The sequence below is a fragment of the Aliivibrio fischeri genome, assembly GCF_009727955.1.
In the GTDB taxonomy this organism is placed as follows: Bacteria; Pseudomonadota; Gammaproteobacteria; order Enterobacterales; family Vibrionaceae; genus Aliivibrio; species Aliivibrio fischeri_A.
Genome location: NZ_WOBR01000004.1, coordinates 767744 through 783129, shown reverse-complemented (window position 1 = coordinate 783129; position 15386 = coordinate 767744). Strand labels below are relative to the sequence as shown.

The following is a 15386-nucleotide window of genomic DNA, read 5'->3' as shown; positions in this document are numbered from 1 at the left end:
TAATGCAAAGATTAATGAAACTATCTTTACTTTCCAGCACGTTACTCCTTACGGCTTGTAATCCTGCTCCAACGGAAACGGTTGTAGAAATACCGAACGTTGTGATTAAAGATATTAACTCAAATGGGGTAAGTGATCGTCTTTATCTTCCTGCGGTAGCCACTGCTGCTGACCGTTCTCATCTAAGTTTTCGACTTTCTGGTGAGATTAAAGAGCTAAATATAAAAGCAGGGGAAATCGTTAAAAAAGGTCAAGTTTTAGCTGTGTTAGATAAAACCGACTATAACATTGATGTTGATAATGCTCGAGCTCGTTACAACGTAGCAAACAGTCAATATAAGCGTTCAAAACCGTTAGTTGATAAAGGCTTGTTAGCCAAATCACAATTCGATGAATTAGCAGCGCAACGACAAATTGCATTAGCGGATTTAGAGTTAGCAAAATTGCGTTTAAGTTTTACCGAGTTAAAAGCGCCAATTGATGGTGTTATTTCTCGTGTAAGTGTCGAACAATTTGAAAATATTCAAGTAGGACAACAGATCGTTAATATTAATAACCGAGATGCGGTAGATATTATTGTTCAAGTTCCTGACAAGCTTTATGCCAAGCAACCGAATAAAGAAATAATTGAAAGCATTAAAGCAACCGTTCGTCTTGATAGTGGTGAGAGTTATTCCGCCAAAATTAAAGAATACACTACAGAGCCTGATCCTGATTCAGGAGCATATCTAGTTACATTAACAATGCCTATGCCTGAAGATCAATTCATATTGGATGGCATGGCAGTTGAAGTGGCAACCAGTGAAAGTGAAATTCGCTTATCAACTCAAGCTGGGATGGTAATTCCTATTGAAGCTATTTTTAATGAAGATGGCGATACCATTGATCTCTCTGAAAAATACGTATGGCTTGTTGATGAAAACAATACAGTGAAAAAGCAAAAAGTAGTAACGACAAAAGCGACCTCGTCTGGTTTACGAGTTGTAGAAGGTTTATCAACCGGTGATCGCATTGTAATAGCAGGGGTATCACGACTGCGTGATGGCATGTCAGTGAATGTTATTAATGCGGAGGAGAAAAAATGAGCCAAGAAAAAGGAATTGCAGCTTATTTCATACAGAATAAAGTCATCAGTTGGATGTTAACACTGATCTTTATGATTGGTGGTACATCCGCATTTTTTGGTTTAGGCCGTTTAGAAGATCCCGCGTTTACCATTAAAGATGCAATGGTCGTAACCAATTACCCTGGTGCGACACCTGAGCAAGTGGAAGAAGAAGTAACCTACCCACTAGAAAAAGCGATTCAGCAACTTACTTATGTTGATGAAGTTAACTCATTGTCTAGTCGAGGGTTATCTCAGATCACGGTAACCATGAAAAACAATTACGGTCCTGATGATTTACCACAAATTTGGGATGAATTGCGTCGTAAAGTCAATGACCTGAAACGTCAATTGCCTCCAGGTGTTGGTGAACCATCAGTTATCGATGATTTTGGTGATGTTTATGGTGTGCTTTTAGCTGTAACAGGAAAAGGCTATTCATATAAAGAAATCCTAGATTATGTTGATTATTTGCGTCGTGAATTAGAGCTTGTTGATGGCGTTAGTAAAGTATCCGTTAGCGGTGTTCAACAAGAACAAGTCTTTATTGAAGCCTCACTAAAACGTATGACAAGTTTAGGAATTTCTCCTCAAACTTTGTACAGTTTATTGTCTAATCAAAATACGGTATCGAGTGCTGGCGCTGTAAAAATCGGAACGGAATATATTCAAATTCACCCAACAGGGGAGTTTGAAGATGTGGCACAACTTGGTGATTTGATCATTACTGATGGTGGTGCTCAAGGACTGATTTATCTAAAAGACATCGCAGAAGTTAAGCGTGGTTATGTTGAAGTGCCAAGTAATATCGTTAACTTTAATGGTAATTTTGCTTTAAACCTCGGTGTTTCATTTAGTGCAGGTGTTAACGTAGTTGAAATCGGTAAATTAGTTGATCAACGAATGGCTGAGCTTAAAGAGCAGCAGCCTATTGGTATTGATATCTCTGAAATTTACAGTCAACCAAAAGAAGTGGATAAATCGGTAAGTGGTTTTGTAGTCAGTCTTGGTCAGGCTGTTGCGATTGTAATTATCGTTTTACTTTTCTTTATGGGAGTACGTTCAGGTCTATTAATTGGTCTTATCTTATTATTGACCGTTGCTGGTACTTTCGTCTTTATGAAGTATTTTGCTATCGATTTACAACGTATTTCTCTTGGTGCACTGGTTATTGCACTCGGTATGCTTGTGGATAACGCCATTGTGGTGGTCGAAGGCATACTTATTGGGATGCAAAAAGGACGAACTCGTTTACAAGCAGCCACAGACATTGTGACACAAACGAAATGGCCATTGTTAGGAGCAACGGTTATAGCGGTAACCGCATTTGCGCCAATTGGTTTATCTGATGATGCGACCGGTGAATATTGTGGAACGCTCTTTACTGTGTTGCTAATTTCGTTAATGCTAAGTTGGTTTACTGCTATTTCACTTACGCCTTTCTTTGCTTCTTTATTCTTTAAAGAAAGAGTACAAAGCGAAGAAGAAAGTCTTGAAGAGAAAGACCCATACAATGGGATGATCTTTGTTGTTTATAAGCGATTCCTAGAATTTTGTATGCGCTACTCTGTAGCAACCATGGTAATACTGGTTGTGGCTCTTGGTGGTAGTTTATATGGCTTTACCAAAGTAAAACAATCTTTCTTCCCATCATCAACAACGCCAATCTTCATGGTGGATGTATGGATGCCTGAGGGGACCGATATTCGTTCAACTAATGCAACATTAAAAGAGTTAGAAGAATGGATATTAGAACAACAACATATTGAACACGTAACAACAACAGCAGGTAAAGGTTTACAACGTTTTATGCTGACTTATGCACCAGAGAAAAGCTACGCAGCTTATGGTGAAATAATGACGCGTGTTGATAACTATGAAGCTTTGCAGCCATTAATGGCGAAGTTCCGTCAGCATATCGAAGATCAATATCCACAAATTCAATATAAATTGAAACAAATTGAATTAGGTCCGGGTGGCGGTGCAAAAGTGGAAGCGCGTATTGTTGGTGCTGATCCAACAGTATTACGTGGTTTGGCGGCGCAAGTTATCGATATTATGCATTATGATCCGGGAGCAACGAATGTACGTCATGACTGGCGTGAGCGTACAAAAGTACTTGAGCCTCAATTTAATGAGAGTCAGGCTCGTCGTTATGGTATTTCAAAGACAGATGTAAACGAACTATTAGAAATGGCGTTCTCAGGTAAAGCAATTGGTGTTTATCGTGATGGTACAACATTAATGCCAATTGTCACTCGATTACCTGAAAATGAACGTGTTGATATTAGTACGATTGAAGGCATGAAAATTTGGAGTCCAGCTCTGTCTCAATACATCCCATTACAGCAAGTTGTACTTGGTTATGATGTGATTTGGGAAGACCCTCAAATCGTACGTAAAAACCGTAAACGTATGCTAACTGTAATGGCTGACCCAGATATTTTAGGTGAAGAAACCGCAGCAACATTACAGAAACGATTACAAACTCAAATTGAACAGATCGATTTTCCTACGGGTTACAGTTTAGAGTGGGGCGGTGAATACGAATCGTCTCGTGATGCTCAAGCGTCATTATTCCAAACGATGCCATTAGGTTACTTGTTTATGTTCTTAGTCACCGTGTTCTTATTTAACAGTGTGAAAGAGTCTGTAATTGTGTGGTTAACGGTACCATTAGCTATTATTGGTGTCACCAGTGGTTTATTGTTACTTAATACACCATTTGGTTTTATGGCCTTACTCGGTTTCTTGAGCTTGAGTGGTATGCTGTTGAAAAATGGTATCGTACTGCTTGATCAGATTGAAATTGAAATCAAATCAGGTAAAGAACCTTATCATGCGGTGGTTGATGCGGCATTAAGTCGTGTGCGTCCCGTTTGTATGGCAGCGATTACAACAATTCTAGGTATGATACCTCTATTGCCTGACATATTCTTTAAGCCAATGGCGGTAACGATTATGTTCGGTTTAGGTTTTGCAACCGTTCTTACTCTAATTGTGGTTCCAGTTCTATATCGAATGTTCCACAGAATTAAAGTCGTTGAATACTAAAATAGACGTATAGAATAAATGTTCAAAAGCCCATATTAGAATATCTAGTATGGGCTTTTTTTGTGATATTCTATCTGTATCAATCTGGATAATACAAATGCAGTCCACATATTAGGAACAGTAAATGAGCCAATTAGATCAACAAGCAATAGAAAAAATCCAAAATTACAATGAAGAAGAACGCTTTAATTACTTCATGAAAGAAGTGGTGGCAAATCGTCAAATTTGGATTTTAACCGATGAGCATGGTTGTGTAATGTTGAACACAGAGGAAGAAGATTGTGTTCCTGTATGGCCAAATCAAGAGTTCGCCGAAGCTTGGGCAACAGGTGAATGGGATGTGTGTAAAGCAGAGTCTATCTCTTTGAATAAATGGCATAGTCGCTGGACTAACGGTTTAGAAGACGATGAATTAGCTGTGGTTGTATTTCCAAATCAGAATGAAGAAGGGCAAGTCCTTTTCCCCGACGAATTTGATTTTGAATTAACAAAGCAAGAAAGAAAGCGTTAATCGAGTTTTGGGATTAGGTTATTTTTGTTAGTAGAAATAGCCTAGTTTTATGTATTATCGTAAGTTAAAGCATTAGTATTTAGTTCATTATTCCATAAACCATTACCGTTGAATCTTTATATGGATTTTCAATTCGTGCTGCTCGATAAGGAGAGCACATTGGTTGTAAATGGTGAGCGACAAAGAAAGGTGAGCTTGCGTCACATTCTTCTTTTGTATAATCGAACCATTCTGGACAAAACTCCAACATATCCTTCCAAATGAGATTATCTTCTAGTGGTACTGTAAATTGTCCCATCATTTTGCCAAGATATTGCAAAGAACTTAATTTGCCATTAATAAAAATAGCCTTAACTAAATTAGTTGCGGTGCTGTCTGTATTATTCATATTAAACTCCCGCAATTAAAGCAATACCAACACCTGTCGTAATGGTGCCAAATAAGTAAGCCATATAACGATATACTTGCTGCCATTCTTTTGATTGTGATTTATCTCTGCAAGCTAAAACAAGCAAAGCAGTACACGGAGATAGTGTAATAAATAACGATGAAGTCATGGTGGTCGCCTTAATTTGAGTGTTAATGTGAAATACAAAATAAGTATTTCATGAACAATTCGTTTTAAGGGTATGAGAAAGGATGGTAGTGGTCTAATTGATTTTAATGATATTAATTATAAGAGCTACTTATGATGAAAGTACACGATAAGTAGCTAATTATGATGGTGCTAGTTTTTATTTAGAAGCTTAACTTAATGCGGCTTGATAGCGTTGTAATCCTTCATCAAGATCATGAATAAGATCGTCAACATCTTCTAATCCAATGTGAACACGGATCAGCGTTCCTTCAAAGTTTGGGTTAGCGATGGTTCTTAATGCATTAAAGCTTCGTGGTTCATTGGCAAGAATAAGACTTTCAAATCCTCCCCATGAATATCCCATACTAAAATGCGTCATACCATCTAATAATACGGTGGTTGCTTTAGTATCTGATTGTTTAAGCACGAACGAAAATAGGCCATTACAACCTTTGAAATCACGTTGGTAAAACTCGTGTCCCGGACAGCTTGCAAGAGCAGGGTGACGAACATGATCAACCAATGGATGCGCTTCTAACCATTTAGCTACTTTGATGCTGCTCTTTTCATGCTGCTTTAGGCGAACCCCCATAGTGCGAATACCACGCATAGCAAGATACGCATCATCAGGTGAAATACATTGCCCCATCAAATAACTTTGTTCACGCAGTTGATCCCAATGTTTTTCGTTAGCAACCGCAGTGCCTAACATGACATCCGAGTGACCAACGATGTACTTGGTTGCTGCTTGTACTGAGATGTCTACACCGTGCTCAAAAGGTGCAAGATTTACTCCTGCCCCCCAAGTATTATCAAGTATGACGGTAATATCTGTTTCGTGTGCAATGCGAGAGAGGGTCGGTAAATCTTGAACTTCCATTGTGATAGAGCATGGAGATTCAGTAAACAAAACCGTTGTGTTTGGGCGAATAAGTTCACGAATACCTTCACCAATCATTGGGTCATAATAGGTGGTTTCAATTCCCATTCGTTTCAAGATAGTTTCACAATAGTCACGGGTTGGTTCATAACAACCATCCACCATTAAAATGTGATCGCCTGTTTTCACAAAGGCTAAAATGGTATTGGCGATAGCAGCCGTACCACAAGGGTATAAAGCACAGCCTGCGCCACCTTCAAGTTCAGCCATGGCATCTTGTAGAGCAAAGTGCGTTTCTGTACCTCGACGCCCATAAAAAAGCGTTTGTTTGGCTCGATTGGCCATGGCGTGATTTTTTTCTGCAACCGTATTAAACACCACAGTAGAAGCGCGTTGTACTGGTGGGTTAACTACGCCTTTTGTCCATTTTTTGCTACGACCAGCAGTGACGTATTTTGTCTCTAGTTTTTCTGACATATGAATCCATTCAATAAAAAGTAAGCAATATACCCATAAAGCCAAAATGAACACCAAATATCAAGGAATAAAGTGAATTGAGGTCGAATAAATTTTTTTTGCTGCTAAAATCACATCATCGTTAACCTCAGAGTTGAATATCAAATGCAACAGAATGAATTTGAAACATTAGTTAAAGAACTGTGTAAGAAAGAAAACCTTCCTCAAGTGCTAGAAGCATTAAAAACATGCGAAGACCAAGACATTGTTGAAGCGGCTCAATCATTAGCGGGTCAATTTCGTCTTGCAGAAGTAGAAGGTGAGCAACGTATTTATCATGTATTTACGGATGAAGACGAAAACGGTGAAGAGCAAGAGCTTGCAGAGTGGATCATGAACGAAGGTGATGATGTGATTAAATTCATCGCTTGGTTCTTCTACGCAATGTTTGATATGAAGCAAAAAGAAACGTATCAAGCAGCAGGTAAAACGTACCAACAGCCAAAGCGTTCTTAAGTACTAAAAAAGACGTAAATGAATTGAATAAAACCGAGCCAATGAGTGCTCGGTTTTTTTATATCTGTAGGTAATAGTAACTCCACTATTGAATGGGTCATTAGATCACCATGAGGTAGATTTTTATTTATTGTTTTTATTATCAATAAATTACGAGATATATTTGTGATCTGCGTCATTAGTGTAAATGCTCTACTTCACAGTTTTATTGCAATAAAATAAACCTGTTTCATTTTTTGTCTTAGATCAAAAAGTTATTACCTGCATCAATGTTAAAACATAAACAGTTCTTAAAAATTTATATAAATACTAATGGAGTTGGTTATGAGTGCATTTTTTATCCCTACAGTAAACTTAATGGGTGCAGGTTGTCTTACAGAAGCAATGGACAGCATTAAATCACAAGGTTACAAAAAGGGTCTTATCGTTACTGATAACGTACTAGTTGCAATTGGTATGGTTAAACAAGTATCAGATTTATTAGCAGAGCGCGGTGTAGAAGTCGCAGTGTTTGATGGTACGCAACCAAACCCAACAATCGGTAACGTAAATGCAGGTTTAAAAATTCTTAAAGAAAATGAGTGTGATTTTGTTATTTCTTTAGGTGGTGGTTCTCCTCATGATTGTGCTAAAGGTATTGCTTTAGTTGCTGCAAATGGTGGCGAGATTGCTGATTATGAAGGTGTTGATCAGTCGGCTAAACCACAATTACCTTTAATTGCAATTAATACAACGGCAGGAACTGCATCTGAAATGACGCGTTTCTGTATCATTACAGATGAAGCTCGTCACATTAAGATGGCGATTGTTGATAAACACACGACACCATTAATGTCTGTAAACGATCCAGAGTTAATGCTTGCTAAACCTGCTTCATTAACTGCTGCAACGGGTATGGATGCATTAACACACGCAATTGAAGCGTATGTATCTATTGCTGCAACACCAGTAACAGATGCCGTAGCAATTAAAGCAATGGAACTTATCCAAGCGCATTTACGTACAGCGGTTAACGATGGTCAAAATCTAGAAGCTCGTGAGCAAATGGCTTATGCACAATTCATGGCAGGTATGGCATTTAACAATGCTTCTCTAGGTTATGTTCACGCAATGGCACACCAGTTAGGTGGTTTCTATGACCTTCCACATGGCGTATGTAATGCGATTCTTCTTCCTCACGTACAAAGTTACAACGCTAAAGTATGTCCAGAGCGTCTAAAAGACGTTGCAAAAGCAATGGGCGTAAACGTTGAAGGCATGACAAATGAAGAAGGCGCTCAAGCTGCATTAGAAGCGATTAAACAATTATCACAAGATGTTGGTATCCCTTCTGGTCTAACAGAGCTTAACGCTAAAGAAGAAGATTTTGATACGCTTGCTGAAAATGCATTAAAAGATGCATGTGGTTTTACTAACCCTAAACAAGCGACGCACGAAGAAATCGTAAGTATCTTTAAAGCAGCAATGTAAAGCTTTATAGATAAAAGTATTAATTAGTTTAGAAAGGTCTAACGATTGTTAGGCCTTTTTTTTGATTCTTGCTTCCACGTTAGGGTATGCTTATGATCTTTTTATCTGATTAAGTCGTAGAAGATGTGATCTTCTCATTGAAAAAGGCAGTAAATTAGCATGGCAAACGTAAGAGCTCGTATAGAGTTAATGGTAGGGCAAAAAAGTAATATCCCTGCAGAGATGCTTTCATTTGAAGGGCTAGAGACTGAGAAAGAGCACGTTGCTGTTATTTTTAATCAAGCCGATAAACATCAATCCACTCCCTTAGTTCGTATGCATTCTGAGTGTTTAACAGGGGATGTCTTTCATTCATCTCGTTGTGATTGTGGTGAACAATTAGAAGAAACGATTAACCGTATGTCTGAAAGTGGCGGTATTATTTTATACTTACGCCAAGAGGGACGCGGTATTGGTTTATATAATAAATTAGATGCTTATGAGTTACAGAGCCAAGGTATGAATACCTATGAGGCCAATAATCATTTAGGGTTTGGTGATGATTTACGTGACTTCAAAGAAGCGGCACAAATGCTTGAAGCACTGAATATATCTAAGATAAAGCTAGTTACAAATAACCCAAAAAAGATTGAGGATATTCAAAACTACGGTATTGAAATTGATGAAGTTGTTAATACTCACGCCCATGTAAAACAGGGCAATGAGCATTATTTACATTCAAAGGCCGCACACGGGCATAAGTTAAATTTTGATAAATAATATTGTCTTTATTATTAACTGTTAAAAACCTCACTTATTTGTGGGTTTTTTTTATGAGTTACACAAAATTGGTAAAATAAATGATAAGGATTTGCATTTAGATTCAGAATGAGTATATTACGCAAATAAAAATTATTATCATTAATGAATTCTTACAGTTTTCAATTAATGGATTACAAGTCATATTCATTTGCTCAACAAGGACGATTCATGAATCACGTCAAATTTGCTCGAAATTTAATTACCGCATCTTTATTTGTTATTCCTTCTATTTCACAAGCAACGACTCAATCGGAAGTGGTAGAGCACTATGCTGATATTGCTCATGCTGTTTATAGCGATTCTTTATCTACAGCTCAAAAACTGGACAAAGCCATTACTACTTTTTTGAATAATCCTTCTAAAGATGGCTTAGAGACAGTAAAGCTTGCTTGGAAAGAGGCTCGTGTACCTTATCAACAATCGGAAGTTTTTCGTTTTGGTAATGCGATTGTTGATGATTGGGAAGGGCAATTAAATGCTTGGCCTTTAGATGAAGGCCTAATTGATTATGTTGCAGACGATTATCAATATGAATTAGGTAATGATGGCGCTAAAGCGAATATTGTTGCATCTAAGTCAATAAAGATTGGTGCTGAAACGATTGATGTAACATCAATTAAGGCTGAGCAATTAGCAGACTTAAATGAGTTAGGCGGTTCTGAGGCAAATGTAGCAACGGGCTATCATGCCATTGAATTTTTACTTTGGGGCCAAGACCTAAATGGAACTAACTCTGGTGCAGGTGAGCGTCCATACACTGATTATGTTATTGGTTCTGCGTGTACTAACGGTAATTGTGAGCGCCGAGCTGAATATTTAAAAGCGGCTTCTGAATTGTTGATTAAAGATCTTTCTTGGATGGAAAAACAGTGGAAAGAAGGTGAGAAAAATTATCGTGCCGAGCTTTTATCTGAATCATCAGAGCAAGGTTTACGTAAGATGTTATTTGGCATGGGGTCATTATCTCTAGGTGAGTTAGCAGGCGAGCGAATGAAGGTTGCATTAGAAGCAAACTCAACAGAAGACGAGCACGATTGTTTTTCTGATAATACACATAACTCTCATTACTACAACGAACAAGGTATCTATAACGTTTATACGGGGACTTATACACGAGCTGACGGTTCTCAATTGTCTGGACCAAGTATTCATGATCTTGTTGCAAAGAAAGATGCAAAAGCAGCAAAAGAGATTAAACAGCAGTTTGATGCAACTCGTACTCAAGTAGGTACATTGGTTTCTGCTGCGGAGAAGGATAATCAACACTTTGATCAATTGATTGCCGCTGATAACGCTGCTGGTAATGCATTAGTAAACAAATCAATTATGTCGTTAGTTTTGCAAACCGCTTCTATTGAACGAGCTGCAAACGTTATTGGCATTACGAGTTTAAATCCTGATACAGCAGATCACGAATTTTAATTCTAAGAAAAAGCAGTAATACAATGATACCAACCTAGAAATAGGTGTTAGCTCAATCACATTTCCCCCGATTTAGTGATTGAGCTCTTTTCTTTTTTCTATTGTGGTTATTGAAATAATAACGATAAACAATACCCATCGATACCCATAATAATATGACGATCAGGATGTGCGACTTTATGAAACCCGCAATGCTTGGAGCAATAACTTTATTATCTACATTTTCTTTTTCTTCTTTCTCAGCTGATGTTAACCCTATTGATGTTGCCTCTGGTGGTAAGACAAGTGTAAAAAAAGAGGGGCAGAATGCCTTCTCCTTACCTGCTGCAAATTTACCTATGAGTAAACGACTAGACTTTAGTGTCGGTAACAGTTTCTTTCGTAATCCTTGGGTACAAGCACCCGCGTCAACAGATGCCAGAGATGGACTCGGCCCTTTATTTAATACTAACGGTTGTCAGAATTGTCATATTAAAGATGGTAGAGGACATGCTCCTCGAGAAGGCGATACAAATGCTGTATCTATGCTTGTTCGATTAAGTATTCCTGCTTTTACTCCAGAGCAGAAAAAACGCATTCTTTTAGAAGGGGTGATCCCTGAGCCTACTTATGGTGGGCAGCTTCAAGATTTCTCGTTATCTGGATTAAAACCAGAAGGACAAATACACATTACCTATAATGATCTATCTGTAACGCTTTCTGATGGTTACGTTGTCACATTGCGTAAGCCAAATTTGACCATTACTGAATTAGCTTATGGTGACATGGATGAGAATGTAATGATGTCTGCACGAATTGCCCCACCAATGATCGGTTTAGGTTTATTAGAATCGATCCCTGAAAAAACAATCCTTGGTTTTGCTGAACAACAAAAGAATGAAAATAAAGGCGTTTCAGGTAAAGCAAACCGAGTGTGGGATGCAAAAACAAAGCAACTTGAATTAGGACGTTTTGGTTGGAAAGCTGGACAACCGACACTTATGCAACAAAATGCGGCAGCGTTTAACGGGGATTTAGGCTTAACGAGTAATATGTTCCCAAAAGATGATTGTACTCAGGCTCAGGCAGCATGTGCGAAGCTTCCCCATGGCGGTGAGCCTGAGGTTAGCGATAAGATTTTAAATTTTGTTGAATTTTATTCTCAGCATTTAGCGGTTCCAGTTCGTCGAAATGTAAATGATCCCGAAGTTATTAAAGGTCAAAAACTATTTAAAGATATTGGCTGTGAAAGCTGTCATAAAAGCAATATACAAACAGCAAAAATTAAAAACAGACCTGCGTTATCTAACCAGTTAATTCACCCTTATACTGATTTACTACTTCATGATATGGGGGAAGGACTTGCAGATAATAGACCGGAGTTTTTAGCGAATGGGCAAGAATGGCGAACGCCGCCATTGTGGGGACTTGGCTATACACAGGAAGTGAATGGACATACAGAAATGCTTCATGATGGTCGAGCTAGAAATGCATTAGAAGCGATTCTTTGGCATGGTGGTGAAGCTCAAACAGCTCGTGATGCCGTAGTTAAATTATCAACGCAAGATCGCAATGCGTTACTTGAATTTCTGAACTCATTATAAAGGATAAGCAATGAAACCTAAGTATCTATTACTAAGCAGTACGGTTTTGCTTGCTGCCTGTCAAAGTACTAGCCAAACCTCGACATCAAATGAAATGATTGAGCAAGTTTATGCTATTGAGCAACAATCCGCTCAACGTTTAGCTGAATCAAGTTTACAACTAGCGCAAAAGTTTGAATCTTACTGTGTAAAGCAAGCTGATAAACGAGAAGTTGAAGAACAGTGGCAGCAAACAATGCACTCTTGGATGGCATTACAAGGGCAAGAAAGGGGCCCGGAAGCAGCACTTACATTAAATTGGAATATTCAATTTTGGCCGGATAAAAAAAATACAACAGGTCGAAAAATGTCTCAGTTATTACAACAAGATCTGAGTTGGAATAGTAAGTTAATTCAACAGCAAAGTGTGACCACTCAAGGTCTTGGAGCTGTTGAATGGTTGCTGTTTGATCAATCATCTACGTTACCACAACCTGAAGCGTGTCAGTTGGGTAATGCGATTACACGCAATTTGGCGCTTAATACGCAAAAAATAGAACAAGCATGGCAAGTTAATCCATGGTCTGAATTTGATCAAACAATGTGGCTAAATGAATATATTGCGTTGTTAGCGAATCAACTTGATTACAGTATGAAAAAACTGAGTCGTCCACTGGCAAAAATTGGACAACCACGTCCATATTTTGCTGAGTCATGGCGTTCAGAAAAGTCATTAACGTGGCTTAAATACAATGTTGAAGCAATGCGCACACTTTATATAGCTAATGGTGTCGGTCTTGATAATTATTTACGTAAGCAAGGGCATGCAGAGTTAGCCGATCGAATTAATGATCATTTTGATTCTACATTAGCATCGTGGCCTGCATCTTCGTCGTTGTTTGCTGCATTGCAAACTAAATCAGGCTATCAAGATACACTCTCTTTATATAACAAATTAGAGTATTTGAAGTACCTAATTCATGAAGAAGTAGCGATAGAGTTGAATATTGTAATAGGGTTCAATGCAACTGATGGCGATTGATAATCATAAACGTAAGTTATTAAAAAGTAGTGCGGCTGCTTTGGCATTGTCACCATGGCTAACAGCGTGTTCTTCTTCGTCGCTTCAGAGAGAAAAAGCGGCATTGGTATCTTGCTCTCGTACCGCTAATGGGCATTTTAGTGCGGTTGTTGCGGACAGTAACGGTTACCCAATTTATTCGATTCCACTACCAGAAAGAGGTCATGGTGTTGCTATCTCCCCTAATGGTGAGTTAGGTGTCGCATTTGCTCGACGCCCTGGTAACTATATGCAGTTGTTTAATATAGAAACCGGTAAAAGTTATGCCATTACTGCGTCTAGCCCTGACCGCTATTTTTATGGTCATGGTGTGTTTTCTTCTGATGGAATGACTTTGTATACCACAGAAGGAGAAAAGAAGACGAGCCAAGGCATTATTGGTGTTTATCAATTGCGTGATCACCAGTTAATTAAAGTAAATGAATTTTCAGGCTTTGGTATTGGCCCTCATGAAGTGATCCGTGTTGATGACACAACATTAGCGATAGGTGTTGGTGGCGTTCATACAGATGGTAGAACGCCCTTAAATTTAGAGTCGATGCAACCAGCGTTAGTCTACTTGTCTACTGAGTCTGGAAAAGTGGTTGAACGTGTTGGATTAGCCGATCATAAGTTAAGTATTCGCCATTTATCTCAAACTCATGACGGACGCGTGTTATGTGGTCAGCAATATCGAGGAGAGCCAGAAGATGGTGTTCCTTTAGTGGCAATACATCAACGGGGTGGGGCTTTAATTCCACTGAAAGCAGAACCTGAAGAATGGCTTAGATTTAATCATTACATAGCAAGCATTGCTGTATTAGGAACACATGTTGTTGCCACATCTCCTCGAGGAAATTGCTATGGTGTCTGGGATCTTGAGACAAACCAGTTAACTGAGATTGCATCACTCGTGGATGCGTCTGGTGTGGTGGTTGAGCAAAGTGGACTTAATTCACCGCAATGGCATATTAGCTCAGGAGCCGGAAAAGTGGTTAACAGAACTGAAAGTGGTATTGTCACAAGTCATCAAACGAATGTGATGTGGGATAACCATTGGAATCGAATTCCCCTAAAATAATAGCCGTGCTATTCTTAGTGTAATTATTTTAGGAAGAGACAAATATGAGCTTACAATATCAAATTATTCCTGTGACTTCATACGAGCAAAATTGTTCAATCGTATGGTGTGATGAAACCATGAAAGGCGTTGTGATCGATCCTGGTGGTGATGTTCAATTGCTGAAACAAGCAATTGAGGCATTAAATGTTGATGTTGTGCATATGGTATTAACTCATGGTCATTTAGATCATGTAGGTGGTACAGAAGATCTGGCTGCTATTACTAATGCAACGATTGTTGGTCCGCATAAAGAAGATAATTTCTGGTTGCAAGGTCTTCCAAACCAAAGTGAGCGATTTGGTTTCCCTCACACAGAGGCATTTGAGCCAAGCCAATGGTTAAATGAAGGTGATGTGATTGAGTTTGGTAATCAAAAATTAGACGTTCTGCATACGCCGGGTCATACTCCAGGTCACGTAGTACTGTTTAATCAAGAAGCAAAAATGGCATTCGTTGGCGATGTACTGTTTAAAGGTGCTATTGGTCGTTCAGATTTCCCTAAAGGGGACTTTGATACGCTTATTTCTTCTATTAAAACAAAACTGTGGCCATTAGGTAATGACATGAGATTTGTACCAGGTCATGGTCCAGAGTCAACATTTGGTCACGAGCGTCAAACTAACCCATTTGTCGCTGATAAAATGCCACTTTGGTAAGAAATTTTGTAAAAGTGACGGACTTTTCACCATACAGTGTCGTCATGTCTATAAATATGGCGCGTTTTTTGGTATAAAACGCGCTTCGCCAATTCCAATACAACTATTTGGGTTACATTTTAGGAATTGACATCTTTTTTCCGCTATCAATTTGAGAGGGTAACTCACAAATATAGATATAGCGCAACGGAGT

14 protein-coding genes are annotated in these 15386 nt (G+C 38.6%); 11 read left to right on the top strand and 3 right to left on the bottom strand.

Annotated features, from left to right (window positions below):
• Positions 1–2 precede the first annotated feature (2 nt).
• From GNP81_RS06955 to GNP81_RS06945, 3 genes are all read left to right on the top strand, one after another.
• On the top strand, positions 3–1085 hold the full coding sequence (locus GNP81_RS06955) for an efflux RND transporter periplasmic adaptor subunit (protein ID WP_155673541.1): 1083 nt from the start codon (positions 3–5) through the stop codon (positions 1083–1085).
• Complete coding sequence (locus GNP81_RS06950) at positions 1082–4159, top strand: efflux RND transporter permease subunit (RefSeq protein ID WP_155673542.1); 3078 nt, start codon at positions 1082–1084, stop codon at positions 4157–4159. The genes GNP81_RS06955 and GNP81_RS06950 overlap by 4 nt, the downstream gene beginning before the upstream one ends.
• Positions 4160–4283: 124 nt before the next feature.
• Positions 4284–4670, top strand: coding sequence for a DUF2750 domain-containing protein (locus GNP81_RS06945; protein ID WP_005419024.1), 387 nt, complete (start codon positions 4284–4286; stop codon positions 4668–4670).
• Between the two features lie 79 nt (positions 4671–4749).
• On the opposite strand, the gene GNP81_RS06940 is transcribed toward GNP81_RS06945, so the two are convergent.
• The 3 genes from GNP81_RS06940 to GNP81_RS06935 form a co-directional block, all read right to left on the bottom strand.
• A complete protein-coding gene (locus GNP81_RS06940) occupies positions 4750–5058 on the bottom strand; it encodes a hypothetical protein (RefSeq protein ID WP_155673010.1) in 309 nt (102 codons plus the stop codon).
• 1 nt (position 5059) lies between these two features.
• A complete protein-coding gene (locus GNP81_RS19310) occupies positions 5060–5227 on the bottom strand; it encodes a hypothetical protein (protein ID WP_196587338.1) in 168 nt (55 codons plus the stop codon).
• A 189-nt stretch (positions 5228–5416) separates the two neighbouring features.
• On the bottom strand, positions 5417–6604 hold the full coding sequence (locus tag GNP81_RS06935; protein ID WP_155673543.1) for a cystathionine beta-lyase: 1188 nt from the start codon (positions 6602–6604) through the stop codon (positions 5417–5419).
• A gap of 144 nt (positions 6605–6748) precedes the next feature.
• On the opposite strand from GNP81_RS06935, the gene GNP81_RS06930 reads away from it, so the two are divergent.
• From GNP81_RS06930 to GNP81_RS06895, 8 genes are all read left to right on the top strand, one after another.
• Positions 6749–7099 carry a hypothetical protein gene (locus tag GNP81_RS06930; protein ID WP_005419033.1) on the top strand — a complete coding sequence of 117 codons (351 nt, stop codon included), beginning with the start codon at positions 6749–6751 and terminating at the stop codon, positions 7097–7099.
• Between the two features lie 324 nt (positions 7100–7423).
• On the top strand, positions 7424–8569 hold the full coding sequence (yiaY, locus tag GNP81_RS06925; protein ID WP_065641368.1) for an L-threonine dehydrogenase: 1146 nt from the start codon (positions 7424–7426) through the stop codon (positions 8567–8569).
• Between the two features lie 159 nt (positions 8570–8728).
• Positions 8729–9328, top strand: a complete 600-nt coding sequence (locus GNP81_RS06920; protein ID WP_063658620.1) for a GTP cyclohydrolase II — start codon at positions 8729–8731, stop codon at positions 9326–9328.
• A 210-nt stretch (positions 9329–9538) separates the two neighbouring features.
• Entirely contained in the window at positions 9539–10792 is a 1254-nt protein-coding gene (locus GNP81_RS06915) for an imelysin family protein (protein ID WP_155657163.1), read from the top strand.
• Between the two features lie 179 nt (positions 10793–10971).
• Entirely contained in the window at positions 10972–12375 is a 1404-nt protein-coding gene (locus GNP81_RS06910; protein WP_063651204.1) for a di-heme oxidoreductase family protein, read from the top strand.
• A gap of 10 nt (positions 12376–12385) precedes the next feature.
• A complete protein-coding gene (locus GNP81_RS06905; protein ID WP_155657164.1) occupies positions 12386–13396 on the top strand; it encodes an imelysin family protein in 1011 nt (336 codons plus the stop codon).
• Positions 13386–14495, top strand: coding sequence for a DUF1513 domain-containing protein (locus tag GNP81_RS06900; protein ID WP_063647432.1), 1110 nt, complete (start codon positions 13386–13388; stop codon positions 14493–14495). Before GNP81_RS06905 ends, GNP81_RS06900 begins: the two co-directional genes overlap by 11 nt.
• 44 nt (positions 14496–14539) lie before the next feature.
• A complete protein-coding gene (locus GNP81_RS06895) occupies positions 14540–15193 on the top strand; it encodes an MBL fold metallo-hydrolase (protein WP_005419041.1) in 654 nt (217 codons plus the stop codon).
• Positions 15194–15386 lie beyond the last annotated feature (193 nt).

Excerpts from the sequence above, each read along its gene's own strand:
- GNP81_RS06915 (WP_155657163.1), top strand. The coding sequence starts at position 9,539 with ATGAATCACGTCAAATTTGCTCGAAATTTAATTACCGCATCTTTATTT.
- GNP81_RS19310 (WP_196587338.1), bottom strand. The coding sequence starts at position 5,227 with ATGACTTCATCGTTATTTATTACACTATCTCCGTGTACTGCTTTGCTT.
- GNP81_RS06900 (WP_063647432.1), top strand. The coding sequence starts at position 13,386 with ATGGCGATTGATAATCATAAACGTAAGTTATTAAAAAGTAGTGCGGCT.
- GNP81_RS06910 (WP_063651204.1), top strand. The coding sequence starts at position 10,972 with ATGAAACCCGCAATGCTTGGAGCAATAACTTTATTATCTACATTTTCT.
- GNP81_RS06955 (WP_155673541.1), top strand. The coding sequence starts at position 3 with ATGCAAAGATTAATGAAACTATCTTTACTTTCCAGCACGTTACTCCTT.
- GNP81_RS06935 (WP_155673543.1), bottom strand. The coding sequence starts at position 6,604 with ATGTCAGAAAAACTAGAGACAAAATACGTCACTGCTGGTCGTAGCAAA.
- GNP81_RS06895 (WP_005419041.1), top strand. The coding sequence starts at position 14,540 with ATGAGCTTACAATATCAAATTATTCCTGTGACTTCATACGAGCAAAAT.
- yiaY (WP_065641368.1), top strand. The coding sequence starts at position 7,424 with ATGAGTGCATTTTTTATCCCTACAGTAAACTTAATGGGTGCAGGTTGT.
- GNP81_RS06905 (WP_155657164.1), top strand. The coding sequence starts at position 12,386 with ATGAAACCTAAGTATCTATTACTAAGCAGTACGGTTTTGCTTGCTGCC.
- GNP81_RS06930 (WP_005419033.1), top strand. The coding sequence starts at position 6,749 with ATGCAACAGAATGAATTTGAAACATTAGTTAAAGAACTGTGTAAGAAA.
- GNP81_RS06950 (WP_155673542.1), top strand. The coding sequence starts at position 1,082 with ATGAGCCAAGAAAAAGGAATTGCAGCTTATTTCATACAGAATAAAGTC.
- GNP81_RS06945 (WP_005419024.1), top strand. The coding sequence starts at position 4,284 with ATGAGCCAATTAGATCAACAAGCAATAGAAAAAATCCAAAATTACAAT.
- GNP81_RS06920 (WP_063658620.1), top strand. The coding sequence starts at position 8,729 with ATGGCAAACGTAAGAGCTCGTATAGAGTTAATGGTAGGGCAAAAAAGT.
- GNP81_RS06940 (WP_155673010.1), bottom strand. The coding sequence starts at position 5,058 with ATGAATAATACAGACAGCACCGCAACTAATTTAGTTAAGGCTATTTTT.